This is a genomic window from Bacillus infantis, from assembly GCF_020171945.1.
Taxonomy (GTDB): Bacteria; Bacillota; Bacilli; order Bacillales; family Cytobacillaceae; genus Bacillus_AB; species Bacillus_AB infantis_A.
This window is the reverse complement of sequence record NZ_JAIVAP010000002.1, coordinates 194,070-218,750: the sequence shown is the minus strand read 5'-3', so window position 1 is coordinate 218,750 and position 24,681 is coordinate 194,070. Positions and strand designations below refer to the sequence as shown.

The 24,681-nt window shown below is 47.1% G+C and carries 21 protein-coding genes, 1 riboswitch and 1 other annotated feature; of the genes, 3 read left to right on the top strand and 18 right to left on the bottom strand.

What is annotated here, in order from left to right; translation table 11 throughout:
• Positions 1 to 130 precede the first annotated feature (130 nt).
• Positions 131 to 739 carry a succinate dehydrogenase cytochrome b558 subunit gene (locus LCM00_RS05150; protein ID WP_257991991.1) on the bottom strand — a complete coding sequence of 203 codons (609 nt, stop codon included), beginning with the start codon at positions 737 to 739 and terminating at the stop codon, positions 131 to 133.
• Between the two features lie 394 nt (positions 740 to 1,133).
• On the opposite strand from LCM00_RS05150, the gene LCM00_RS05145 reads away from it, so the two are divergent.
• The gene (locus tag LCM00_RS05145) at positions 1,134 to 1,583 is read left to right on the top strand and encodes a YslB family protein (RefSeq protein ID WP_224899308.1); all 450 of its coding nucleotides are present in this window, start codon (positions 1,134 to 1,136) and stop codon (positions 1,581 to 1,583) included.
• Between the two features lie 140 nt (positions 1,584 to 1,723).
• Here the strand turns inward: LCM00_RS05145 and LCM00_RS05140 are convergent, their stop codons facing one another.
• The 13 genes from LCM00_RS05140 to zapA form a co-directional block, all read right to left on the bottom strand.
• Complete coding sequence (locus tag LCM00_RS05140; protein WP_224898549.1) at positions 1,724 to 2,956, bottom strand: aspartate kinase; 1,233 nt, start codon at positions 2,954 to 2,956, stop codon at positions 1,724 to 1,726.
• A gap of 146 nt (positions 2,957 to 3,102) precedes the next feature.
• Positions 3,103 to 3,282: riboswitch (Lysine riboswitch) on the bottom strand.
• 71 nt (positions 3,283 to 3,353) lie between these two features.
• Positions 3,354 to 5,126 carry an excinuclease ABC subunit UvrC gene (gene uvrC / locus LCM00_RS05135; protein ID WP_224898546.1) on the bottom strand — a complete coding sequence of 591 codons (1,773 nt, stop codon included), beginning with the start codon at positions 5,124 to 5,126 and terminating at the stop codon, positions 3,354 to 3,356.
• Positions 5,127 to 5,388: 262 nt separating this feature from the next.
• Complete coding sequence (gene trxA, locus LCM00_RS05130) at positions 5,389 to 5,703, bottom strand: thioredoxin (protein WP_009796020.1); 315 nt, start codon at positions 5,701 to 5,703, stop codon at positions 5,389 to 5,391.
• Between the two features lie 274 nt (positions 5,704 to 5,977).
• Positions 5,978 to 6,955, bottom strand: coding sequence for an electron transfer flavoprotein subunit alpha/FixB family protein (locus LCM00_RS05125; RefSeq protein ID WP_224898544.1), 978 nt, complete (start codon positions 6,953 to 6,955; stop codon positions 5,978 to 5,980).
• A gap of 38 nt (positions 6,956 to 6,993) precedes the next feature.
• Positions 6,994 to 7,767 (bottom strand): electron transfer flavoprotein subunit beta/FixA family protein, encoded by a 774-nt coding sequence (locus LCM00_RS05120; protein ID WP_224898542.1) that lies wholly within the window; start codon positions 7,765 to 7,767, stop codon positions 6,994 to 6,996.
• A 150-nt stretch (positions 7,768 to 7,917) separates the two neighbouring features.
• On the bottom strand, positions 7,918 to 8,691 hold the full coding sequence (locus LCM00_RS05115; RefSeq protein WP_224898540.1) for an enoyl-CoA hydratase: 774 nt from the start codon (positions 8,689 to 8,691) through the stop codon (positions 7,918 to 7,920).
• A gap of 51 nt (positions 8,692 to 8,742) precedes the next feature.
• Positions 8,743 to 9,327 carry a TetR/AcrR family transcriptional regulator gene (locus LCM00_RS05110; protein WP_224898538.1) on the bottom strand — a complete coding sequence of 195 codons (585 nt, stop codon included), beginning with the start codon at positions 9,325 to 9,327 and terminating at the stop codon, positions 8,743 to 8,745.
• Positions 9,328 to 9,609: 282 nt separating this feature from the next.
• The gene (locus tag LCM00_RS05105; RefSeq protein ID WP_224898536.1) at positions 9,610 to 11,313 is read right to left on the bottom strand and encodes a long-chain-fatty-acid--CoA ligase; all 1,704 of its coding nucleotides are present in this window, start codon (positions 11,311 to 11,313) and stop codon (positions 9,610 to 9,612) included.
• A gap of 299 nt (positions 11,314 to 11,612) precedes the next feature.
• Complete coding sequence (locus LCM00_RS05100) at positions 11,613 to 12,017, bottom strand: DUF350 domain-containing protein (RefSeq protein ID WP_224898534.1); 405 nt, start codon at positions 12,015 to 12,017, stop codon at positions 11,613 to 11,615.
• A gap of 14 nt (positions 12,018 to 12,031) precedes the next feature.
• On the bottom strand, positions 12,032 to 14,386 hold the full coding sequence (locus LCM00_RS05095) for an endonuclease MutS2 (protein WP_224898532.1): 2,355 nt from the start codon (positions 14,384 to 14,386) through the stop codon (positions 12,032 to 12,034).
• Between the two features lie 89 nt (positions 14,387 to 14,475).
• A complete protein-coding gene (polX, locus tag LCM00_RS05090) occupies positions 14,476 to 16,194 on the bottom strand; it encodes a DNA polymerase/3'-5' exonuclease PolX (RefSeq protein WP_224898530.1) in 1,719 nt (572 codons plus the stop codon).
• Positions 16,195 to 16,384: 190 nt separating this feature from the next.
• On the bottom strand, positions 16,385 to 16,927 hold the full coding sequence (locus LCM00_RS05085; RefSeq protein WP_224898528.1) for a CvpA family protein: 543 nt from the start codon (positions 16,925 to 16,927) through the stop codon (positions 16,385 to 16,387).
• Between the two features lie 8 nt (positions 16,928 to 16,935).
• Positions 16,936 to 17,196, bottom strand: a complete 261-nt coding sequence (zapA, locus tag LCM00_RS05080; protein ID WP_022544258.1) for a cell division protein ZapA — start codon at positions 17,194 to 17,196, stop codon at positions 16,936 to 16,938.
• Positions 17,197 to 17,416: 220 nt separating this feature from the next.
• Here zapA and rnhC point away from each other — a divergent pair, with 220 nt between their 5' ends.
• Entirely contained in the window at positions 17,417 to 18,343 is a 927-nt protein-coding gene (gene rnhC, locus LCM00_RS05075) for a ribonuclease HIII (RefSeq protein ID WP_224898526.1), read from the top strand.
• 168 nt (positions 18,344 to 18,511) lie between these two features.
• On the opposite strand, the gene pheT is transcribed toward rnhC, so the two are convergent.
• From pheT to LCM00_RS05060, 3 genes are all read right to left on the bottom strand, one after another.
• The gene (gene pheT, locus LCM00_RS05070; RefSeq protein WP_224898524.1) at positions 18,512 to 20,926 is read right to left on the bottom strand and encodes a phenylalanine--tRNA ligase subunit beta; all 2,415 of its coding nucleotides are present in this window, start codon (positions 20,924 to 20,926) and stop codon (positions 18,512 to 18,514) included.
• A 12-nt stretch (positions 20,927 to 20,938) separates the two neighbouring features.
• The gene (pheS, locus tag LCM00_RS05065) at positions 20,939 to 21,976 is read right to left on the bottom strand and encodes a phenylalanine--tRNA ligase subunit alpha (protein WP_224898521.1); all 1,038 of its coding nucleotides are present in this window, start codon (positions 21,974 to 21,976) and stop codon (positions 20,939 to 20,941) included.
• Between the two features lie 61 nt (positions 21,977 to 22,037).
• Positions 22,038 to 22,286: a binding site (T-box leader), on the bottom strand.
• Positions 22,287 to 22,364: 78 nt separating this feature from the next.
• Positions 22,365 to 23,117 (bottom strand): TrmH family RNA methyltransferase, encoded by a 753-nt coding sequence (locus tag LCM00_RS05060; protein WP_224898519.1) that lies wholly within the window; start codon positions 23,115 to 23,117, stop codon positions 22,365 to 22,367.
• 119 nt (positions 23,118 to 23,236) lie between these two features.
• On the opposite strand from LCM00_RS05060, the gene sspI reads away from it, so the two are divergent.
• Positions 23,237 to 23,443, top strand: coding sequence for a small acid-soluble spore protein SspI (gene sspI, locus LCM00_RS05055; protein WP_009796004.1), 207 nt, complete (start codon positions 23,237 to 23,239; stop codon positions 23,441 to 23,443).
• A gap of 110 nt (positions 23,444 to 23,553) precedes the next feature.
• On the opposite strand, the gene LCM00_RS05050 is transcribed toward sspI, so the two are convergent.
• Entirely contained in the window at positions 23,554 to 24,639 is a 1,086-nt protein-coding gene (locus LCM00_RS05050) for a M42 family metallopeptidase (RefSeq protein WP_224898517.1), read from the bottom strand.
• Between the last annotated feature and the right edge of the window lie 42 nt (positions 24,640 to 24,681).

Genomic DNA, 24,681 nt, shown 5'->3' with positions numbered 1-24,681 from the left:
ACTCCCTCAATACTAGTACAGCTCTATTTCAAACTAAGCCTAAGCGCATTTTCCCGTGCGCTATGCTGAAAATTACATTATTTTTAAGCACATAAACATTTGGGCCCGCGGTGCAAAAACTCTGGATCTATTAAACAAATGCCGTGATTGCGCGGATTCCAACAATGGAAAGGGCGATGAAAATTGCGATTGTTACATAAGTGGAAATCAGCTGTGAGCGAGGTGTAACGGTGATACCCCAGCTTACTGCGAAAGACCACAAACCGTTTGCAAAGTGGAATATTGTAGAAATAACGCCGACAATGTAGAACCAGAACATAAACGGATTCGACAAAATATTCTCCATCATCTGGAAGTTAACATCTGCACCGAAAGCGGCAGCAACTCTTGTCTCCCACACGTGCCAGGTAATGAAAATAAGCGTCACTACACCGGAAACGCGCTGGAGAAGGAACATCCAGTTGCGGAAAAATCCGAATCTGCTAGCATTATTCTTAGCAGTAAAAGCAATATAAAGGCCATAGATTGCGTGAAACAGCAAAGGCAGGAAGATAACTACAGTTTCTAAGACATATCTGAATGGAAGCTGTTCCATAAAGTGTGCTGCCTTGTTAAACGATTCTTCTCCTCCTGTTGCAAAATGGTTCACTACAAGGTGCTGAACAAGAAACAGCCCAACTGGAATGACCCCAAGTAATGAATGCAGTCTGCGATTGAAAAACTCCCGATTACCTGCCATTGATTTACCCCCCCTGAATTTTGAAGAAATGATGCAAAGGCTTTTTCTATGAAAATATTATTTCTGGAAAATAGGGCCTTTCCACCATCGAGAAAATGTTAATTATTCATTTTCTTACAATTAAGTGACATGTCCATTTTACTCCCATCGGAATAGAGCGTCAAGAAAACGGATACATAAAATATATTATAAAAATAAAATTTTTAAAATATATTGATATTATATAAAGAACGAAAATCTCCTATCTGGCTATGATTCCTTATGTATAGGAGAATATATTGAAATAGCATTTTTTTCTTATAGGACTGAAGCTGTTTTTTCTTGAATCTGTGCTTTATTTTAATCTGGATTGTATATAATAGAATCATAGAAAGAGGGGAGACGATTGAGCATTATGACATCTGCAGAAACAAAGGCTGAGCACGGGCCGGAAACCGTCCCTGCTTTCGGCTATGAATTGATCCGGGAAGAGATTCTTTCCGATATGCTCGGCAAGGATGCAGCCGAAATACTTTATTGGGCCGGGAAAAGGCTGGCCAGGAAATACCCGCTTGAATCGATGGAAGCAGTCATTGAGTTTTTTGAAAATGCCGGCTGGGGAACCCTTGCTGTAAAAGAAGAAAAAAGGAACGAAATGGAGCTCCAGCTTTCGAGCCCATTGTTCGCCAGGCGCTTTAAGGAAAATCCTGATTGCACCTTCCAGCTCGAAGCCGGTTTTCTTGCACAGCAGCTGGAATTTCAAAAGGAACTGCTCTCAGAAGCCTTTGAGCACCCAAAAAAAAGGGGCGGCCTTGTCCTTTTCACAGTAAAATGGGATAAAAAAGACCGCATCAGCCCGCTATAACAGATAAGCTCAGTACTATAAGCCCGTGCTTAATACAGGCGAAACAGCGTAAAAGAAAGGGATGGCACGAAGCGCCGCGCGCATCCGGGAGGAGATCCTTCCCGGATGCACCAGCCAGGCGCATCTGCCATCTTTTTGATTTAAAGGCTTCTGGCAGGCGTGCCTGACAGTTCAAATGCTTCGTGGAGGGCTTCCACGGCTTTGACCATAGAGCTGTCACTGATGACCGTCGACACCTTGATCTCAGAAGTGCTGACCATCTTGACCTGAATCCCATTTGAAGAAAGCACTTCAAACATCTCTGCTGCCACGCCAGGATTCGATACCATTCCCGAACCGACGATAGAAACTTTTGCAAGTCCTGATTCTGATTCAATCCGGTCATATTTAAGTGTATCCCGATTGTTCTCCAGAACCTTAAGTGTATCTTCCAAATCATCATTTTTAATAGAAAAAGACAGGCTTCCTGTTTGCCCTTCAGCAACGCTCTGAATAATGATATCCACATTGATGTGATGGGCAGCAAGTGTCGTGAAGACAGTGGACAGGCCCTTCAGGCTGTCCTCCAGCCCAAGAATCGCTACCTTGGTGATTGCATTTTCAAATGCTACTCCCCGTACAACTAAATTTTCTTCCATTGTCGGCTCCTCCTCAATGATCGTTCCTCTTTCCCTCTCAATGCTTGATCTGACTTCAAGCGGCACTTCATAGTTCTTGGCAAATTCCACTGCCCTTGGATGAAGCACACCTGCGCCAAGATTTGCAAGCTCAAGCATTTCGTCATATGATACTGACTGCAGCTTCCTTGCTCCTTTTACGTAGCGCGGGTCAGTCGTATAAACGCCTGTCACATCTGTATAAATATCGCACTTATCCGCTTTGAGTGCTGCTGCCAGCGCCACTGCAGTCGTATCCGAGCCCCCGCGTCCAAGAGTAGAGATGCTCCCATCTTCTGTTACTCCCTGGAAGCCGGCAACAACGACGATTCTTCCTTGATTAAGCTGATTTTGGATTTTCTGCGGATCTATATGTACAATCCTTGCATTCCCATGCACAGACTCAGTCTCAATCCCTGCCTGCCATCCAGTGAAGGAGATGCTTTCATGGCCTTTCTCGTTCAATGCCATGCTCAAGAGGCTGATTGTCACCTGTTCCCCTGTTGTCAGGAGCATATCCATTTCACGCTTGCTCGGCGAAGCGGAAATTTCCTTAGCCAGGCCGACAAGCTGGTCAGTCGTTTTCCCCATTGCGGATACCACAACGACTACGTCATTGCCTCTCTCTTTTTCTTCAATTGCGCGCTCTGCTGCATTCATTATTCTTTCTGTGCTGCCAACAGAAGTCCCTCCGAATTTCTGGACAATTAATCCCATCGTTTCTCCTTCTTTCATCTGGATATCGTGTTCCCGGCCGCCTGACGTTTAAAAGAGAGGTCATCCATTGCTTATTTGAACACAAAAAAGCAATGAGAATAACCATCCCATTGCTGTGTTTAAAATACATATAAAATATGCCCACACAGTGAGATAGCTCTCCAAGACGGCGCTGTCTTGACAATCCAGTATTTATTCAATACAGGACCAGAAAAGAAAGAAATGAGACTTCCTTTTCTTCGGCAAACATTCCCTTTCAAAGCTTTTCACAGAAACTCATCTTTCTCCAAGCTTTTACTGATGAAGTTTGCACCTCTACCTTCACTTTAATGCTATAAAGTGATATTGCTATAAAGTTGAACTTATTATATCATAGCAGATTGGCTATATCAATGCTCTACTCAGATAATTTATTCTTTAACTCCTGGGCGACATTCGCCGGAATACCGATAGCCGTGAATTCATCCAATCCGGCTTCCTTCATTTTTTTCACGGAGCCGAAGGTTTTAAGAAGCAGTTTCTTCCTCTTTTCACCAATGCCTGCAATATCATCCAATAATGATTGGAAGGCACTTTTTCCCCGGAGCTGGCGGTGGAAGGTAATGGCAAAGCGGTGGACCTCATCCTGGATCCGCTGAAGAAGATAGAACTCCTGGCTGTTCCGCTCAAGCGGAATGATCTCCAGCGGGTTCCCATACAGCAGCTGGGAGGTCTTGTGCTTGTCATCCTTGGCAAGGCCGGATATCGGGATATCCAGTCCGAGTTCGTTTTCCAGCACGTCCCTGACCGATTCAATATGGCCTTTCCCTCCATCGATAATAAGGAGATCAGGCAGGGGCAGCCCTTCCTTCAGCACTCTGGTATACCGTCTCCTGACAGCCTCGCGCATGGACTCATAGTCATCCGGGCCCTTGACTGTTTTGATCTTATATTTCCTGTACTCCCGCTTCTCCGGCTTGCCGTCGATGAAGACAATCATGGCCGATACCGGGTCGGTTCCCTGAATATTCGAGTTATCAAAAGCTTCAATCCGGTGCGGGGTATATATGCCCAGCTGCAAGCCAAGATTTTCAACCGCTTTGATTGTCCTTTCCTCATCCCGTTCTATGAGCGAGAACTTCTCCTGAAGAGCGATCTTAGCGTTTTTTCCTGCCAGCTTGACCAGATCCTTCTTTTGGCCGCGCTGCGGTTTGAGCACCTTCACTTCCAGCAGCTTTTCTGCCATTTCTTCATTCACAGTATCCGGCACCAGAATTTCACGCGGTTTAAAATGGTTTGCCTTTGTATAGAACTGGCCCATGAAGGTGAGCATTTCTTCCTCCGGCTCCCCGTATACCGGGAACAGCGAAACATCTCTTTCAATCAGCTTCCCCTGTCTGATAAAGAAGACCTGAACACACATCCAGCCTTTATCGACGGCAAAGCCGAACACATCGCGGTCAGTAAAATCGGTCGATGTCATTTTCTGTTTTTCCATTGTCGCTTCAATATGGGCAATCTGGTCCCTCAGTTCCTTCGCCCTTTCAAAATCCAGTTCCTCTGCCGCGGCCGTCATTTTGACGGTAAGCTCTTTCTTGATGTCTTTGTAGCCGCCGTTCAAAAACCGTGCAATCTCATCGACAATATCTTTATACTGTTTTTCGCTGACCGGCTTGACGCATGGTGCCAGACACTGGCCCATATGGTAGTAAAGGCATACCCTGTCAGGCAGGGTTGAACACTTCCTCAGCGGATAAATCCGGTCTAGCAGCTTCTTCGTTTCATTAGCCGCCTGGACATTCGGATATGGCCCAAAGTACTTCCCTTTGTCTTTTTTGACATTCCGGGTTGTGATCAGCCTTGGATGGCGTTCTGCGGTCAGCTTGATGAATGGGTAGCTTTTGTCGTCCTTCAGCATGACATTGTATTTTGGATCATACTTTTTAATCAGGTTCATTTCAAGAATGAGGGCTTCCATATCTGATGATGTGACAATATATTCGAAATCCTCAATTTCATTAACCAGGCGGAGCGTTTTTCCGTCATGTGAACCGGTAAAGTAGGAGCGGACGCGGTTCTTCAATACCTTTGCCTTCCCAACGTAAATCACGGTATCCTGCCTGTCCTTCATAAGGTAGCAGCCAGGCTGGTCCGGCAGCAGCATCAGCTTATTCTTGATTCTTTCGTTCATATATTCACCCCCGGTGCAAAATCTATCTATATACACGCTTTGCGTTACAATTTTTAAATGCCGCCCTTCCATTTTAATAAAAAAAACAAAAGGAAAAAAGCAAAATAGAAATGGAGGGCAAGATTACTATTCTAAAAATTCCATTTGACTGAGTCAATACCTTCTTTTTTTATGTTAACTTCTAACCCGGCATCAGGAGACAAAAGGCAAATATTGTACATAACAAAACCCCGGCTCTTAGAACCGGGGCCATCTGCAATGTTTACGCGTGTTTTGAAAGAAGTTCGGAAAGAGCTTCTTTTGGCTGGAAGCCGACAACTTTGTCAACGACTTCGCCATCTTTAAGTACCAGCAGTGTAGGAATGCTCATGACACCGAACTTGCCTGCTGTTTCCTGGTTTTCATCTACATCGATCTTAACGATTTTCACTTTGTCGCTCATTTCGCTGTCAAGCTCTTCAAGCACTGGTGCAATCATCTTGCATGGTCCGCACCAAGGTGCCCAGAAGTCAGCAAGAACCAGGCCTGAGCCAGTTTCTGTTGCAAAAGTTTGATCAGTTGCATTTGTAATCGCCATAATATATGCCTCCTAAAAAGTATAGAGTTTGCCGGGAAGTCCCGTCTGGATTCAGATTGAACAATACAGTTTTCCCGGGCAGCATATCTATGCCTGGCTGCCCAATCAAAAACCGCCAGCTCGAATTCTAATGACAGTATATCACCGTTTCCCTGACGAAGCTAATAATCTGTTTCGTCCGTAATATACCCTTTTAACGCTGATATATTCATGATTTTGACCTAATTATAACCCGGGGCCAAAAGAGAAAGAGCGGCTTGTGCCGCTCCCCTCGTTATGCGTTTACAACGACTTTCCTGAATTCCTCTGTAAGCAGCGGGAGTACTTCGAACAAGTCTCCGACGATCCCGTAGTCTGCCACTTTGAAGATATTTGCTTCAGGGTCTTTATTGATGGCTACAATCACCTTTGAGTTGGACATCCCCGCTAAATGCTGGATGGCTCCGGAGATGCCGCATGCGATATAAAGATCCGGGGTAACGACTTTACCAGTCTGTCCGATCTGAAGTGAATAATCACAGTACTCTGCGTCACAGGCACCGCGGGAAGCCCCTACTGCTCCTCCCAGAAGATCCGCAAGCTCCTTCAACGGCCCGAAGCCGTCTTCACTCTTGACTCCCCGTCCTCCTGCTACGATTACCTTCGCTTCAGAGAGGTCCACCCCTTCTGATGCTTTTCTTACCACTTCTTTAATGATTGTGCGCAGGTCTTTGATTTCTACAGAAAGTGAAGCTGTATCGCCAGTGCGTGACTCATCCTTTTCAAGCGGGGCGATATTGTTTGGCCTGATCGTTGCAAAAATCAGCCCGTCTGTGATGATCTTCTTTTCAAAAGCCTTGCCTGAATAAATAGGGCGAGTGAATACGATATTTCCGCCGCTTTCTTCGACACTGACTGCATCAGAGATGAGGCCGGATTCAAGCTTTGCTGCGATCCGCGGCGACAGGTCTTTCCCTAGCGCCGTATGTCCGAACACGATTCCTTCCGGATTTTCTGAATCCACGACAGCCAGGAGTGCCTGCGAATAGCCATCTGAACTATATTGCTTCAGCTTCTCGTCCTCCACAGTAACAACCCTGTCTGCACCGTACTGGATCAGCTCTGCTCCCAATGCACTGACTGAGTCCCCGATCAGAACGCCGACAACCTCTCCTCCTTCAGATGCAGTTTTGGCAGCTGCAATCGCTTCGAACGATACATTACGCAATGATCCGTCCCTGACTTCGCCCAATACCAATACTTTTCTAGCCATTTTGTGTACCTCCTGAGTATTTATTCTGTATCAATGAATTAAATGACTTTCGCTTCAGTGTGAAGAAGGCTGACAAGCTCTTTAACCTGGTCTTCAAGGTCGCCCTCCAGCACTTTACCGGCTTCCTTCTTCGGAGGAAGATATATTTCGATCGTCTTTGTTTTCGCCTCTACATCATCTTCTTCAAGATCAAGATCATCCAGCTCAAGCTCTTCAAGCGGCTTTTTCTTCGCCTTCATGATTCCAGGGAGAGATGGGTATCTTGGTTCATTCAAGCCCTGCTGAGCTGTAGCGAGAAGTGGAAGGCTTGTTTCAATCACTTCAGAGTCACCTTCAACATCCCGGACAATTGTAGCGGTTGTACCGCTGATGTCCAGTTTTGTGATAGTAGTGATATAAGGGATATCCAGCAGCTCTGCAACACGCGGGCCAACCTGGCCAGAGCCGCCGTCAATGGCCACATTGCCTGCCAGGATCAAATCGGCTTCTTTGTCCTTTAAGTATTCGGACAGAATCCTGGCAGTTGTGAACTGGTCGCCTGCTTCCACATCATCTTCCGTATTGATCAGGACCGCCTTGTCAGCTCCCATCGCAAGTGCAGTGCGGAGCTGCTTTTCAGCTTCCTCCGTGCCTACGGAAATGACCGTGACTTCGCCTCCATGCTCATCCCTTACCTGGATGGCTTCTTCGACGGCATACTCATCGTACGGATTAATGATGAACTCTGCGCCATCTTCATTGATCTGGCCGCCTGAAATGGAAATTTTCTCCTCAGTATCAAAGGTTCTTTTCAATAAGACATAAATATTCATTATGTTCCCTCCCAAATTGATAGGTTAGATGAATTGAAGAATTGTGTGCGTTTACATTTTTGAAAAAAACATCAGTTTAAAAGATTGGGAAAATTAAAGGCGGAGTAAATCCCCAGCCATGAAGCTGAGGGATTAACTCTTTTACAGCACTTATTTTCCTTTAAAAGCAGGCTCTCTTTTTTCAATGAAAGCTGAAATTCCTTCCTGCCCATCTTCAGAGGCGAATACTTCTCCGAAGAGTTCAGCTTCTTTTTCCACCCCATTATAAAACTCAGCATGCTTGGAATAATTGAGAAGCTCAATTGCAGCTTTCAGTGCGATCGGGCTCTTCCTGGCAATTTTCTTTGCCATATTAAACGCATTCTCCAGCAGCTCTTCTTCCGGGTATGCATGGTTAGCCAAGCCATACTGGACTGCCTGGATGCCTGTGATCGGATCACTTGTGAACAGCATTTCCGCTGCCCGCGCAGATCCTACCAGCCTTGGGAGCCGCTGTGTGCCGGCAAAGCCCGGGACAAGGCCCAGCTGAAGCTCAGGAAGGCCCAGCTTGGCTGTTTCCGATACAAGCCTGAAATGGCAGCCCATGGCAAGCTCAAGGCCCCCTCCGAGCGCAGCTCCGTGAATGGCGGCGATGATCGGCTTTGGAAATGATTCCATCCTTTCGAACAGGTCCTGGCCGAACTTGCCCAGTTTAGAAAAGTCGCCGCTGGACTCTACTTCTGTAAATTCTTTAATGTCAGCGCCGGCTGAGAAGAAGCGGCCTTCCCCATGAATGAGGACCACCCGGACCTCGTTTGTTTCTTCAATTTCATCCAGTACACCGGAAAGCTCTTTCAGCAGGCCGGAAGAAAGCGCGTTTGCAGGAGGCCGGCTGATTGCAATCTCTGCAACCATATCCTGATGCGACCAGTTTAAATACTCCATATTTCCCCTCCTATAATCGTCGGTTTACTCATATATCAGATTTTGCCTGCCCTAGCGTTTTGAACAGCCATGCACAAGCAGCTTATGGACAGCAGGGGCCAGATCAGTCAGGCTGTACTTTTGGTCGTTCATGACCCAGGTCGTTACAGTTTCGTCTATTGTGCCGAAAATCATCTGTCTGGCCAGCCTGATATCAAGCGAGGGTGAAAATTCCCCGGTTTCAATTCCTGACGCAAGTATCTGATCGATCGCCTTCAAATAGCCTTTCAGCACGTCATTGATTTTTAAGCGCAAATCCTTATTGGACTGCCTTAATTCAAGCTGGGTGACAATGGCCAGATGGTGATCTTCAGATAAAAGCTTAAAATGATTTTCGACCATCATTAATAATTTCTCTGTGGCTGAGTCATTTCCTGCAATATTCTGTTCGATTTTTTCAACAAAAGATCCCATTTTCTCTTCAAAGAGTGAAATAAGGATATCTTCCTTATTCTTAAAATATAAGTATATCGTCCCGTCAGCCACCCCGGCCTGTCTCGCAATTTTAGAAACCTGGGCCTGGTGATAGCCGTTTTCTGCTATAACCACTACAGCAGCTTCAATGATTTGCATATATTTAGGTTTATTCTTCTTCAACATTTTTCCCCCGTTCAATTTATCAAAAAGCGCAAAGAAAGGGATAATGCTGTCATGCAGATTGTTCCTTTGTGCTAAAATGAATGAATCATCATTCATATTTTCATAATAGTATCACAAGTAAGAGTTGTCAAGAATTTATCATGATAATTTTTCTTGCCGCTGCTGTGGCGGACAAGCTCTATTCCTCAAAATAAAGAGTCCGAATGGAGATCCGGCCTCAGGAAGGATCTGAATCTGTTTGTTTATACTTTACTCTATTATCCGTTATTTTAAAAATGATCAGGCTTGCTTTTTCTGTTCTTCTTCCAATTTCTTTTTCTCTTCTTCTACAAGCGCCCGGCGGAGTATTTTGCCGACGGCTGTTTTCGGGAGCTCCCTCCTGAATTCATAGATCCTTGGAACCTTGTAGGCAGCAAGGTGCTTGCGGGCAAACTCATTCAATTCTTCTTCGGTTGCCTCATGCCCTTCTTTCATGACTATATAGGCTTTGACCGTTTCCCCTCTGTATGGGTCAGGGATCCCTGCAGCCACAACTTCCTGTACTCCCGGATGTTCATAGATGACTTCTTCTATTTCACGCGGGTAAATATTGAAGCCTCCGGCAATGATCATATCTTTTTTGCGGTCCACGACATAGAAATAGCCTGATTCGTCCATATAACCAAGATCACCTGTAAGGAGCCAGCCGTCCCTTAGAGTCTGGGCCGTATCCTCCGGACGGTTCCAGTAGCCTTTCATGACCTGAGGGCCCTTTACTGCTATTTCCCCAACTTCCCCGGGAGGCAGCTTTTCGCCGTTTTCCATTGAGAATACTGCAGCATCTGTATCAGGCCATGGGACACCGATGCTTCCTTTCACACGCGGACGGTCCCATAAATAATTTGAATGGGTGACCGGCGAGGATTCTGTCAGCCCGTAGCCTTCAACAAGCTTTCCTCCTGTCACTTCCTCAAAACGCTGCTGCACTTCAACCGGCAGGGGAGCTGAGCCGCTGATGCAGGAATCGATCGATGACAGGTCATATTTCTGAAGATCAGGATGGTTAAGAAGCCCTATATAGATGGTTGGCGCTCCCGGAAAAAGGGTTGGCCTTTGCTTTTGGATGGTTTTCAACGTTGTCTCGGCATCAAATTTTGGAAGCAATACCATTTTATATGCCTGCATGATGGAAAGGATCATCACGGTGGTCATGCCGTACACATGAAAGAACGGCAGCAGGCCGAGAACGATTTCTTCCCCGCGGCGGCACTTGTAGAGCCAGGCCTGGCACATGGAAGCATTGCTGACAAGATTCCTGTGGGTAAGCATGACCCCTTTGGGAAATCCTGTGGTACCGCCGGTATATTGCAGAAGGGCGATATCTTCTTCATAGTCAAAGCTATGCTCCTTCAGGCTGCCGATGGGACGCTTCAATATTTCCTTCAGCAGATGGTTATTTCCTTCATGCTTCACATTGACTACAATGCCATATTGCTTTTTCTGGATATATGGGTAGACAAGGTTCTTCGGGAAAGGGAGCGCATCTTTGACAGCGGTTACAATTACATGTTCGATCCCTGTTTTTGGGACAGCCTTTGAAACACGCGGAAACAGAATATCAAGGGTTATGATCGCTTTTGCCCCGGAGTCCTTCATCTGGTACTCTATTTCCCTTTCCATATAAAGCGGATTGGTCTGGACTACCACCCCGCCTGCTATCAGGATGCCATAGTAGCTGATGACTGACTGCGGAGTATTGGGAAGCATGATGGCCACTCTGTCCCCTTTTTCGATGCCCAGCCCCTGAAGATAGGAGGCAAGCTTGAGTGCCTGCTCATACACCTCCTTAAACGTAAATTCCCTGCCCATAAAGTGAATGGCGCTTTTGGATGGGAACTCGTCTGCTGCTCTTTTTAAATACTGCTGTACCGGTTCGTCTGTGTATGTCAAAGTCGGGGGGATATCTTCCGGATAGCTTTGAAGCCAAGGCCTTTCTTCTGTCATTTTTTTCCCTCCTTCAAAAATGATTTGTTAGAACATTCTAACTGTTCCCATTCATTATAGTATAAGGAAATAATCATGACAATCTGTATAAGCCAAAGGACCTGCTGTTTGGTTCTTGAAAAATAAAAAAACTGCAGACATGCCCGTCTCTGCGGGTTTATCTGCAGTTTATGCCGCCATATGCCGGCGGCGTTGACTTTATGCGATGAATAATATATACACGGCTCCGATGACTATAAATAGTCCGCAAAGCACCATAAGAATTTTCGCCAATTTTTCCACAGCTCTCCCGCTCCCTGTTAGATGCCTGCCCCGATGACATATGACAATCCGATTGAAATGACCATGGATATGAATCCGACCGCCTTGTTATTATTTTCGATTTCTTCATCGATCCTGAACTTCGGGGTCAGGAATTCATAAATGAAATAGCCTGTCAGCAAAAGGAAAAAACCGAAGACGCCCCAGCCGATCATAGTGAAAAGTGAATCATGCTGAGAAATGGAATGCCTGAAGATGTTGGCAATCCCGAATATCTTTCCCCCTGTTGCCATGGCTACAGCAATATTGCCATTTTTGATTTCTTCCCAGTTTTTATATTTAGTGACAAGTTCAAAAATGGCCAGAAACACAATCATGCACAAAATGACGACGCTGTAATATGCCGCTGTCTGGATATACTCATTTTCCCAAAAACCGTTCATTCAGACTCTCCCCATCATTTGAACTCCACCACGGTTACGCCTGATCCGCCTTCACCCGCTTCCCCGAAACGGATCCGCTTTACAGACCTGTGGTTCTTCAAGTATTCCTGCACTCCCTGGCGCAGAGCCCCTGTCCCTTTCCCATGAATGATCGAGACGCGGGGATAATTAGATAAGAGCGCATCATCAATATATTTCTCGACCCTGATCAGTGCATCCTCATACCGCTCGCCGCGCAGGTCCAGCTCAAGGCCAACATGGGAGTCCCTGCCTTTTACGATGGCCATCGCCTTGGTTTCCTTCGGTTTTGGACTCTTGATAAATTCCAGGTCCCGTTCTTTTACCTTCATTTTCAGGATGCCGATCTGGACCTGCCACTCATCATCTGAAGCCTTTTCCAGAAGATTCCCTTTTTGGCCAAAGGTCAGTACCTTCACTTCATCCCCGGCTGCAAAGTCATGCTTGTCAGACTTTCTTGCTTCTTTTTTGCTTTTGCTGACCTTCGGTGCAGCATCCTCCAGCTTTTTCCGCGCGTCGATCAGCTCATGCTCCTTCACTTCAGCATGCTTTTCGATGCGCATCTTTCTGAGATCACGGATAATCTCTTCTGCTTCCGCCTTCGCCTTCTCAACGATGTCAGCGGCTTTGGCAGCAGCCTTTTCCTGCATTTCATCCTTCTGCTCATAATACTCCATCATCTGCTTCTGCATATCCTTATGGAGCATGTCAGCACCGCGAAGCAGCTCGTGGGCTTCTTCCAGTTCTTTTTCCGCCTGGCGCCTGCTGTCCTCAAGAGACGCGATCATGTTCTCGATCTGGCTGCTGTCCTCGCTCACATGGGAGCGTGCAGATTCGATGACAGAATTGTCGAGGCCAAGGCGCCTGGAGATTTCAAAGGCGTTGCTCCGGCCCGGCACCCCGATCAGAAGCTTATAAGTAGGGCTGAGCGTCTCAATATCGAATTCGACACTTGCATTGATAACTCCTTCCCTGTTATAGCCATAAGCCTTCAATTCAGGATAATGGGTCGTCGCAATAACGCGGCTGCCCCTTTTGTATACCTCATCAAGGATGGAAATGGCAAGGGCTGCCCCTTCCTGCGGATCTGTCCCAGCCCCAAGCTCATCGAAGAGAACGAGGCTTTCAAAATCTGCCTTAGCTAAAATATCAACAATATTGACCATATGGGAAGAAAATGTACTCAAGCTTTGCTCAATAGACTGCTCATCCCCGATGTCAGCATAGACAGCCCCAAATACAGACACCTCTGATCCATCCAGAGCAGGAATCTGAAGGCCTGCCTGGGCCATCAGCGTACATAATCCCACAGTCTTAAGCGTTACAGTCTTTCCTCCGGTATTCGGTCCTGTAATCACAATGGTGGTGTAATCCTTGCCTAAGGAAATATCGTTAGCCACCGCTTCATCTATGGGCAAAAGCGGATGCCTTGCCTTGAATAGATTGATCCTTCGTTCATTATTCACTTCAGGCTTGGAGGCCTTTAGCCTCCTGCTGTATCTTCCCTTTGCAAACATAAAGTCAACTTCTGCCAGGACCTCGACGATAATATCAAGCTCCGGCTGATAGGCCGCCGTCCTTCCGGAAAGTTCAACTAGTATGCGCTCAATTTCCTGCTGTTCCTTCACCCTGATGCTCTGCAGCTCATTGTTCAGCTGCACAATTGCCTGAGGTTCAATGAACAGCGTCTGCCCTGAAGAACTCTGATCGTGAATGATTCCCCCATAATGGCCGCGGTATTCCTGTTTGACCGGGATGACAAAACGGTCATTCCGGATGGTGATAATGGCATCCGACAGCATTTTCGCAGCATTGGAAGAGCGGATCATGCTCTCCAGACGCTCACGCACACGTGACTCCCTTGTGCGGAGCTGTGTTCGGATGGACCGGAGGGCATCGCTTGCACTATCCAGCATTTCGCCGTTTTCATCAATTGCCATGCGGATGGCCTCTTCAAGCTCAGCCAGCACTATTACCCTGTCCATATACTCAGTCAGGATCGGCAGCTCAGATTCTTCGTTTGAAAAATCATCCACAAAACGCTTCAGCTGTCTGCTTGCATGGACGGTGCTGGCGATCTGCACCAGTTCCTGGGGGCTCAGCATGCCTCCGATCACAGATCTTTTTACATGGGGACGGATATCAAATATGCCCCCAAGCGGAATATTGCCTTTTATCCGCAGCACTTTAACCGCTTCATCTGTTTCCTCCTGCAGCCGCACCACTTCTTCGTAATCGGCAGAAGGAAGGAGCACTTCTGCTTTGCTCCGTCCAAGCGAAGATGAAACATGCTCAAGCAGCTGCTCTCTGACTTTATTAAATTCAAGCACCTTAAGCACCCGTGAATCCATGGAGTAATTCCTCCCTTATTCTTTCTAGTCCTTCTCTATTTAAGCCCCAGGCTTGGCTGTTAATTCTCCGCCTTCGCCAAAGGGGTCACTCAGTCATTTCGTTTAAGGAAGGAAAGAAGTTCTTCCATGCTGTAAGCATTTATTACATTTTCCTTCCTCAGCCATGCCTTCCTGCCTGCTGCAGCACCGATTTCCATATGGATGAGAGTGTCAAGCTTATGCGCATCTGTATTGATGACAAGCTTAACTCCTGCCTCCTGTGCCTTCCTAAGGTGTTCTGCGGCCAAATCAAGCCGGTTGGGGTTTGCGTTCAGCTCCAGGGCAGTATTTGTATCCCTTGCAAGCTCGATCAGCATCTCCATGTCCACCTGATAGCCTTCCCTCCGGCCGATCAGCCTGCCCGTCGGGTGGGCGATGATATCCACATGGCCGTTCATCAGGGCCGTCTTCAGACGTTCCATTATCTTTTCCTTAGGCTGGCTGAAAGAGGAATGGATTGAGGCAATGACCACATCCACTTCTGCCAGCAAGTCATCTTCAAAATCGAGCGTCCCATCAGGGAGGATATCCATCTCGATCCCTGTCAGGACCTTGATGTCGTCATATTTTTCATTCAGGGCCCTGATCTCTTCCATTTGCTTTCTCAGTCTTTCCGGTGTCAGCCCATTTGCTACCTTCAGATACTGAGAATGATCAGTGATGGCCAAATACTCATAGCCTCTTTTGCGGCATGCCTCTGCCATTTCTTCAATTGAGTGGGCACCATCGCTCCAGGTGGAGTGCATATGGAGATCTCCTTTTATATCATCAAGGGAAATGAGCTCCATGCCTGTCTTAAATTCATCTACCTCACGGCCGTCCTCGCGGATTTCAGGAGGGATGAATGGAAGTCCGAAATGTGCATAAAATGCTGCTTCATCCTTAAAAGTAAGAATTTCGCCCGTTTCGGCATTCTCAACACCATACTCGCTTATTTTTTCTCCGCGTTCCTTTGCCAGCTGGCGCATCCGCACATTATGATCCTTAGAGCCGGTGAAATGATGGAGCGCTGTAGCAAATTCATCCTGTGAAACGATCCGGAAATCAGCAGACACATCATACTGGTGGTTAAATGTCAGCGAGACTTTTGTGTCGCCTGCAGCAATGACATCCTTGATGCCCGGAAGGCTGAGCAGGGCTTCTTTGACTGATGAAGGATCGTCGGAAGCAATGATAAAATCAAGATCCTTGACTGTTTCCCGCATCCTGCGCAGACTGCCTGCCCTCGAAAACCGGATAATCGATTCCATCTCTTCAAGCCTTGCTTCAATATCCTCTGCAATCGGAAGCATAAAGGCAGCCGGGAGACGATCCGGCCTTTTCCCGGCATTGGCCAGCGCTTCAAGGATTTTTTCCTCTGTTTTCTTTCCGAAGCCTGCAAGCGCCTGAACCTTGCTGTCCCTGCAAGCCTGCTCAAGGTCTTCGGCGTCCTCTACCCCAAGCTCCTTATAGAGCTTCGCTATTTTCTTGCCGCCAAGGCCAGGGAGCTGAAGCAGCGGGATGAGCCCTGCAGGCACTTCTTCCTGCAGCTCCTTCAGCACGGTTGATGTTCCTTCTTCGATATATTCCCCGATGACCGCAGCCGTCCCTTTACCGATACCGGAAAGCTTGGTGAAATCCTTTATATCTGAAAACTTGTCATCATTTGCTTCCAGGGCTCCTGCAGCCTTCCGGAAGGCCGATACCTTGAACGGATTTTCACCCTTCAATTCCATATATACTGCTATTGTCTCCAATAGTCTTACCACATCTTTTTTATTCGGGTTCATTTTCTGCACCTGCCTTTAGAACATTCTCTCTCCTTATCCTTACCCTGAAACAGCGATTATTCTCCCATTCCGTCCAGGAGAGCATATAAGTATAATAGCAAACATAATCTTTTATCATCTTTTTTAAAAACCTGTGTGAAACATTGCTACAAAGCATTATAAAAAGAAAACTTCTCTGCGCAAAGAGAAGTTATGCAGCCTTATATTCAATCCACATTTCCTTAAGCTGCTGCGAAAGTGCAGGTGTATGGTTTATGATGAACTTTGCCGTGCCGGAATCATTGATCGGCTGCTGGACTGCTTCCACAGGGAGCAGTGCACCTATGTATAATAGGATAAAAATGATAAGATAGACTTCAGCAAAACCGAGCAGTCCGCCTGCCCAAACATTAAGCTGCTTCAGCACAGGCAGTGAAGAAACAAAATCCAGCATACTGCCGATGATCTGCAGAATGATCCTCACAGCAAAAAAAATCACGACAAAAGCAATGGCGCGATAATAGGCATCCTCCATATTGGCATTGTCGAAAAACAGCTGAAGGGAAGAATCGCTTCCGAAATTCGGGTAGGGTACCCAGAGGTTCAGCTTGGGAGCGAGATCATCATAGTACATATTAGCTGCAATAAAAGCAACGATGAAGCCTGCTAAATGGATGAGCTGAAGGATAAAACCCCTTTTTAATCCCATAAAAAATCCAAAAACCAGTATTACCAAAATGGCGAGATCCAACATGACCCTGTTCAGTCCTTTACTCTTTTTAATTCATCTTCAAGCCGTTCAAGGCGGTCTAATATCTTAATATAATCATTAACGGCATTGACTGCCGTCAGGACGGCAAGCTTGCTGCTGTCAAGTGAAGGATTCATGGAGCTTATTTCGCGCATCTTTTCATCAACCATAGAAGCGACAAGCCGGATATGGCCTGAGCTTTCCTGGCCGACGATGACATACTGCTGTCCATAAATATCAACACTTGTGCGGTTTTTCTGCGTATCTGACAACGCTAATGCCCCCATTCCTTCCGAATCCTAATCTATATGATAACATGAACGTAAAAGAGTGGGAAGTCAAAGCCTGTCAAATTAAGCCGCATCAAGGGGGTTGCTGCTGAATATTGAGAATCAGCCAGCCATTTTGCACAAGGATCCCGACGCTGAGATTAAAAGAAGTTTAGACTTTGATTCAAACTTTAATAATTTATCTTTTTAGGAGTGGAAGAATATGAGCCATGTTGTACTTCAGAAGCGACCCTCGGAAATAGAACAAATGAAAACCTACTATGAGGCAAATCTTACGGGGAAAACTCCCCAGGGAGGAATCTTTGCTGCAAAAACTTCGAACTGCAGCATCACTGCGTATAAATCCGGAAAGGTCCTTTTCCAAGGGGCCGGCAGCACGGCTGAAGCAGCAAAATGGGGCACTCCTGCTGAAAAAAAGACTGCACCCGCCAAAAGCCCGCAAGGCTCCCACCTTCCCCCATCATTCGAAAAGATGTCGGTCATCGGTTCAGATGAAGTCGGGACAGGCGATTATTTCGGCCCGATCACGGTTGTTGCAGCCTATGCCAGTAAAGAAAATCTCCCGCTGCTCAAGGAACTGGGCGTAAAAGACTCAAAAAATTTAAAAGACGACCAAATCATCAGGATTGCCAAGGAAATAAAAGAGGTAGTTCCGTACAGCCTGCTGACCCTAAAAAACAGCAAATACAACCAGCTGCAGCAATCCGGCATGTCCCAGGGGAAGATCAAAGCTCTGCTTCACAACCAGGCAATCGGCAATGTGCTGAAAAAAATGGCACCAGAAAAGCCTGAAGCCATCCTGATTGACCAGTTTGCGAAAGAGGACGTGTATTATAATCATCTGAAAGGACAGTCTGTAATACAAAGGGAAAATGTCTTTTTCAGCACAAAAGCTGAAGGCATCCACCTCTCGGTCGCTGCCGCTTCGATTCTCGCCCGCTATGCCTTCCTGCGATATTTCGACAAACTCAGCGAAGAAGCCGGTTTTACCCTTCCAAAAGGAGCCGGGGCCCAGGTCGATAAAGCAGCTGCAAGGCTTATCAAAGCTAAAGGCAGGCAAGTCCTTCCCGATTTTGTAAAACTGCATTTCGCTAATACGGAGAAGGCTTCACGGATTGCGGGAAAATAGACAGAAATCTAAAAGAAAGCCTATAACTTGATTCATTTTGCAGACAAAAGGGGTATGGAAAAATTCTTCCGTACCCCTTTTTACACTTATGCGACTTTTATTCACTAGCAACTTCCTGCAAACCAATTTATTTATTAACAAAAGGCAGCCTGGCGGCTGCCTTTAATATTAGCCGCGCAATACTGCTCCGGCTTTTTCTTTTACCGCTTCAAGCACTTTCTCATGGGCTTTGGCGATATCTTCATCTGTGAGTGTTTTCTCCGGGTCAAAATATTTCAGGGAGAATGCAAGCGATTTTTTGCCAGCCTCCATTCTGTCTCCTTCATATAGGTCGAACACTGCTACTTCCTTCAGCAGGCTTCCGCCAGCTTCCTTGATGATATGCTCCAGCTCTCCTGCTTCTTTTTCAGAATCAATCACCAGGGCGATGTCCCTTGTGATGGACGGGTAGCGCGGAATGGCCTGATATTGAAGCGGCGCAGTTGCTTCTTCAAGTACATCCTTGAGGGAAAGCTCAAATACATAGGTTTCCTTCAGGTCAAGTTCCTTCTCGACTGTTGGATGGACTCCGCCGATAAAACCGATTTTTTTGCCGGAAAGGACGATTTCCGCCGTTCTGCCCGGGTGCATGCCGTCGATTGCTGCGCGGCGGAATTCAACTTTATCTTCAAGACCGAGGCGGGCAAATAAGCCTTCCGCAATTCCTTTTAACACGAAGAAATCGACCGGCTTTTTCTCTCCCTGCCAAGGGTGGGAGTGCCAAAGGCCAGTGATGGCCGCTGCGAGATGCTCGCGCTCCTCAGGTAGGCTCTCACTGCCATTGGACAGGAATACGGAACCTGTCTCATATACGGCGAGGCTGTCATTCTGGCGTGCTGTGTTGTACTTCAATACCTCCAGCAGCTGCGGCACAATGCTTTGGCGCAGGATGCTGCGGTCTTCACTCATCGGCATCGCCAGCTTGATCGGTTCGCGGCTTTCAATCGCATATTGGCCTGCTTTCTTTTCGCTGGTCAAAGCATAGGTCACTGCCTGGTATAAACCCGCACCTTCAAGATAGCGGCGGACGGTGCGGCGCTTTTCCTGATACTCTGTCAGGCTTCCAGGAGTAGATTCCCCGGAAGGCAATGTAACAGGAAGGTTATCATAGCCATACAATCTTGCCACTTCTTCAACCAAGTCTTCCTCGATCGTAATATCACCGCGGCGGCTTGGGACTGTTACGGTAATGGAACCATTGTCAGCAGATGCTTCAAACTGGAGGCGGGCAAAGATATCTTCTACTTCTCCCATTGCCAGTTCAGTTCCGAGAACCCTGTTGATCTTTTCCAGGGAAATGGAGATGACGGCTGGCTCAAGTGTAAGTGAATCAGCTTCAACGGCTCCTTCAAGAACTTCGCCTGATGCATACTTCTCCATCAATTCAGCCGCTCTTTCTGCTGCAGCACGGACACGTTTAGGGTCTACCCCCTTCTCATAGCGGGTGCTGGCTTCACTTCTCAGGCCATGGTCTTTTGAAGCTTTGCGGATTGTCCCCGCTGTGAAATAAGCAGATTCAAGAAGGACTGCCGTTGTATCTGACTGCACCTCGGAATTTGCGCCGCCCATTACACCTGCAAGCGCTACAGGCTCACTTCCATTCGTAATGACAAGATGATCTGCTGAAAGCTTTCTTTCTGCATCATCCAGTGTGACAATGGTTTCACCTTCATTCGCTCGGCGTACAAGGATTTCCTTGGAGCCAAGGCGCCCGTAATCAAAAGCGTGCAGCGGCTGGCCGTATTCAAGCAGAACATAGTTCGTAATATCAACCACATTATTATGCGGCCTGATGCCCTCAGCCATCAGCCTTGTCTGCATCCATAGAGGAGACGGGCCGACTTTCACGTTTTTAATTACTTTTGCCACATAAAGCGGATTGTCTTCTTTAGCTTCAACATTCACAGTGATATAGTCCGAAGCTTTTTCAGCTGATCCTGCTGCCTGCGGGGATGGAAGCTTCACTTCTCTTCCCAGAATGGCTGCAACCTCATAAGCAACGCCGAGCATGCTCAGGCAGTCCGCACGGTTAGGAGTAAGTCCGAGTTCAAGGACATGATCATCCCTGTTCAGCATTTCAAGCGCATCCTGGCCCACTTCCACATCATTCGGGAAAACAAAGATCCCTTCGGAGAATTCTTTTGCAACAAGCTTACTCTCGATCCCAAGCTCCTGAAGAGAGCAGATCATGCCATTTGATTCTTCGCCGCGCAGCTTTGCACGCTTGATCTTGAAGTTGCCCGGCAGGACAGCTCCTACTGTTGCAACGGCAACCTTCTGGCCTTTATCCACATTCGGCGCACCGCAGATGATCTGCACCGGCTCTTCCCCGCCTGTATCAACAAGGCATTTATTCAGCTTGTCGGCATTTGGGTGCTGCTCACGTTCCAGCACATGGCCGATGACAACCCCTTTGATGCCTTCGTTCAGTGTTTCAATTCCTTCTACTTCAATTCCGCTCTTAGTAATCTTTTCTGCCAATTCTGCTGCGGAGATGCCGGATAGATCTACATATTCCTGCAGCCATTTATATGAAACCAACATAAAGCAGTCCTCCTATTCCTGTACTGAAAATTGTTTCAAGAAACGAATGTCATTTGTATAAAAATGGCGGATATCATCTATGCCATATTTCAGCATTGCAATCCGCTCTACGCCCATTCCGAATGCAAAGCCGGTATATTTCTTAGGATCATAGCCTGCCATCTCAAGCACATGCGGATGGACCATGCCTGCACCAAGGACCTCGATCCAGCCGGTGCCCTTGCAGACACTGCAGCCTTTCCCGCCGCAGATCTTACAGGAAATATCCACTTCAACGGAAGGCTCCGTGAACGGGAAGAAACTCGGGCGGAGGCGGATTTCCCTTTCATCGCCGAACATCTTTTTAGCAAACACTTCAAGTGTTCCCTTTAAATCTGCCATGCTGATTCCCTCAGCTACAACAAGCCCCTCGATTTGCATGAACTGATGGGAGTGTGTCGCATCATCGTTATCGCGGCGGTATACCTTGCCTGGGCAGATGATTTTGACAGGCCCTTTCCCTTCGTTTGCCTCCATCGTACGTGCCTGTACAGGTGAAGTATGGGTGCGGAGAAGCGTTTCTTCCGTTATATAGAAAGAATCCTGCATATCCCTTGCCGGATGCCCCTTCGGCAGGTTCAGCGCCTCAAAATTATAATAGTCGCTTTCTACCTCATAGCCTTCTGCTACGCTATAGCCCATTCCAATGAACAGGTCTTCGATTTCTTCCACAATCTTTGTGAGCGCATGATGAGTCCCGGTTCTGACAGGGCTTCCCGGGAGGGTGATATCAATGGTCTCTTCAGCCAGTTTTTGTTCAACCGCTGCACTCTCGAGCTTTACCTGTTTTTCTTCAATGGCCGAAGAGATGCTGTCGCGCACTTCATTTGCCAGTGCCCCCATTTTCGGGCGTTCTCCCGCCGACAGTTTGCCCATGCCTTTCAGTACCTCAGTAATCGGGCCTTTTTTGCCAAGATAGGAAACACGGATATCATTGAGTTCTTTCAGGTTCTCAGCTTTTTCAACTGCGTTTAAAGCTTCCTCCTGCAATTCTTTTAAACGGTCTTGCATCTTTTTTCCTCCTTTTTACGTATCAGCGATATTTTTAGGCAAAATAAAAAACCCCTCCCTGTTAAGGGACGAGGTTTTGGATTCGCGGTACCACCCTTATTAACAGCCGCCTTTCTTAGAAGGTGCTGTTCGCTTCATTCAGATAACGGCTGTGCCGGGGGCATCTTTCGATTTGCGCTGTCCGCAAATGTTCCCGATGCCAGCTCAGGAGGTGAACTTCACTTAAAAAAACACTCTAAAATGCTTCCAGTCACGGCATTTTATCCCTGTTGAGCTTTTATAAGCTACTTTTCTCCATCATCGCTTTTTATGTAATGCAGTTTTGCTGTTTATTATAGTATATTCTTCCCTATGTTTCAAACTCTTTTCAAGTTTTTGCAGGCCCAATTCACTTCTTCAGATAATACAGAAGAATGCCTGCTGCGACAGCTACATTGAGCGACTCGCTTTTTCCGTATATCGGGATATAAAGGTTCTTGTCTGTCCGCTCCAGGAGATCTGGGCTGACCCCGCTCCCTTCATTCCCGACAAGGAGCGCAAAACGTTCGGCCGGCTGGGTCTCCTTGTATGATGATCCATTTTCGAGCGCGGTCCCGTAGACCGGTATTTCCTCTTCCTCAAGCCTGTCCACCCACTCATCGAGGCTGCCTCTTATGATAGGAAGATGGAAGTGGCTTCCCTGGGCGGACCGGAGAACCTTAGGGTTATAGATATCTGCACTGCCTTTCCCGACTATCACTGCATCAATTCCGGCAGCATCTGACGTCCTGATCATAGTTCCCAGATTGCCTGGATCCTGTACAGCATCTATCAGCAGGAAGGTGCTTCCCTTTACAGAAGCCGGCAGCGTTTTTTCCTCTTTGCATACCGCGATGACCCCTTGGGGAGTTTCGGTGTCTGAAAGTGATTTGATGATTTCATCGGTCACCATTGTTACCGGCAGCTCGCCATAATCCCAGCGGGCAGGCAGCTCTGCATTTTCACTGATGATCAGCTCGACGGCTTTTTCTCCCTTTAGGGCTTCCTCCGCCAGATGATAGCCTTCAGCAAGGAACATGCCCGTTTTATCACGCTCTTTCTTGGCCAGCAGCTTCCTCCATTGTTTGATCTGCGGATTATTTGCAGATTGAATATGCTTCAACACGGTCTCTCCTTTATCTTTCAGCTTTCAATTTTCTTATTATAGCTTACCCTCTGTACATAATAAATCTAAAAATAGAAAACATATTAAAGAATTGAATATGAAAGGGGTGCGTGCAGATGAATCTGAATTTGCGCAATGCCATTATCCACAATGTTTCCGGCAACTCTCAGGACGAGCTGAAAGAGACGATAGTCGACGCAATCCAGAACGGCGAAGAAAAAATGCTGCCTGGACTTGGCGTCCTATTCGAAGTCATCTGGCAGAACTCATCAGAAGAAGACAAAAAAGAAATGCTCCAGACATTGGAGAGCAGTTTGAAATAATGCTGCAGGAAGGCGGTGACAGGCACCCATACCAATTTCGAAAGTGGTATAGGTGCCTGTCACCCGATGAACACCGCAAAAACAGCAGCCCCAACCGGGCTGCTGTTTTTTTACTCGAATGTAATCCTATCAACAGTTTCCTTATCCAAACGTTTAATAACTTCAACGATGAGCTTGACTGCATTTTCATAGTCATCGCGATGAAGCATGGCTGCATGTGAATGGATGTAACGGGTGGCAATCGTGATGGCCAGGGAAGGCACTCCATTATGGGAAAGGTGGATGGCGCCTGAGTCTGCACCTCCGCCGGCAATGCTGTCGAACTGGTACGGGATATTCAACTCGTCCGCTGTATCTGTGACAAGGTCACGCAAGCCTTTGTGGGATACAAGAGATGCATCATAAAGGATGATCTGCGGCCCTTTGCCCATCTTGCTCAATGCTTCCTTCTCAGAGATTCCAGGCGTATCTCCTGCAATACCTACATCCACGCCAAAGCCGATATCCGGTTCAATGAGATTGGCAGCTGTCTTTGCCCCTCTCAGCCCTACTTCTTCCTGTACAGTTCCAACGCCGTATACCACGTTTGGATGCTCGGCATCTTTAAGCTGCTTCAGCACATCGATGGCGATCGCACAGCCAATGCGGTTGTCCCATGCTTTGGCAAGCAGCATCTTTTCGTTATTCATCACAGTGAATTCAAAATAAGGGACTGCCATATCACCTGGCTTTACTCCCCATTCCATCGCTTCTTCGCGGCTGGAAGCACCGATATCGATGAACATATCCTTGATGTCGACCGGCTTTTTGCGTGCTTCTGCAGGAAGAATATGCGGCGGCTTGGATCCGATGATGCCTGTGACGTCCCCTTTGCTTGTAACAATGGTAACACGCTGCGCAAGCATAACCTGTGACCACCAGCCTCCAACAGTCTGAAAACGGAGAAAGCCTTTGTCATCAATGCTTGTGATCATGAATCCTACTTCGTCCAGGTGGCCGGCAACCATGATCTTCGGTCCGCCCTCCTGGCCGGTCTTCTTGGCCACAAGGCTGCCAAGGCCGTCAGTTGTCACTTCGTCTGCAAATTCTGTTATGTATTTCTTCATGACTTCGCGAACTTCGCGCTCATTGCCCGGAATGCCTTTTGCATCGGTCAATTCCTTCAGCATCGTCAGCGTTTCATCTAATTTTGCCATATGTTTCGACTCCCTTAATATTTATTTTCTTCTCCATTATAC

Coding starts and splice junctions, on each gene's coding strand:
- LCM00_RS05150 (WP_257991991.1), bottom strand. CDS start 739: ATGGCAGGTAATCGGGAGTTTTTCAATCGCAGACTGCATTCATTACTT.
- LCM00_RS05145 (WP_224899308.1), top strand. CDS start 1,134: ATGACATCTGCAGAAACAAAGGCTGAGCACGGGCCGGAAACCGTCCCT.
- LCM00_RS05140 (WP_224898549.1), bottom strand. CDS start 2,956: ATGGGATTAATTGTCCAGAAATTCGGAGGGACTTCTGTTGGCAGCACA.
- uvrC (WP_224898546.1), bottom strand. CDS start 5,126: ATGAACGAAAGAATCAAGAATAAGCTGATGCTGCTGCCGGACCAGCCT.
- trxA (WP_009796020.1), bottom strand. CDS start 5,703: ATGGCGATTACAAATGCAACTGATCAAACTTTTGCAACAGAAACTGGC.
- LCM00_RS05125 (WP_224898544.1), bottom strand. CDS start 6,955: ATGGCTAGAAAAGTATTGGTATTGGGCGAAGTCAGGGACGGATCATTG.
- LCM00_RS05120 (WP_224898542.1), bottom strand. CDS start 7,767: ATGAATATTTATGTCTTATTGAAAAGAACCTTTGATACTGAGGAGAAA.
- LCM00_RS05115 (WP_224898540.1), bottom strand. CDS start 8,691: ATGGAGTATTTAAACTGGTCGCATCAGGATATGGTTGCAGAGATTGCA.
- LCM00_RS05105 (WP_224898536.1), bottom strand. CDS start 11,313: ATGACAGAAGAAAGGCCTTGGCTTCAAAGCTATCCGGAAGATATCCCC.
- LCM00_RS05100 (WP_224898534.1), bottom strand. CDS start 12,017: ATGAACGGTTTTTGGGAAAATGAGTATATCCAGACAGCGGCATATTAC.
- LCM00_RS05095 (WP_224898532.1), bottom strand. CDS start 14,386: ATGGATTCACGGGTGCTTAAGGTGCTTGAATTTAATAAAGTCAGAGAG.
- polX (WP_224898530.1), bottom strand. CDS start 16,194: ATGAACCCGAATAAAAAAGATGTGGTAAGACTATTGGAGACAATAGCA.
- LCM00_RS05085 (WP_224898528.1), bottom strand. CDS start 16,927: ATGTTGGATCTCGCCATTTTGGTAATACTGGTTTTTGGATTTTTTATG.
- rnhC (WP_224898526.1), top strand. CDS start 17,417: ATGAGCCATGTTGTACTTCAGAAGCGACCCTCGGAAATAGAACAAATG.
- pheT (WP_224898524.1), bottom strand. CDS start 20,926: ATGTTGGTTTCATATAAATGGCTGCAGGAATATGTAGATCTATCCGGC.
- pheS (WP_224898521.1), bottom strand. CDS start 21,976: ATGCAAGACCGTTTAAAAGAATTGCAGGAGGAAGCTTTAAACGCAGTT.
- sspI (WP_009796004.1), top strand. CDS start 23,237: ATGAATCTGAATTTGCGCAATGCCATTATCCACAATGTTTCCGGCAAC.
- LCM00_RS05050 (WP_224898517.1), bottom strand. CDS start 24,639: ATGGCAAAATTAGATGAAACGCTGACGATGCTGAAGGAATTGACCGAT.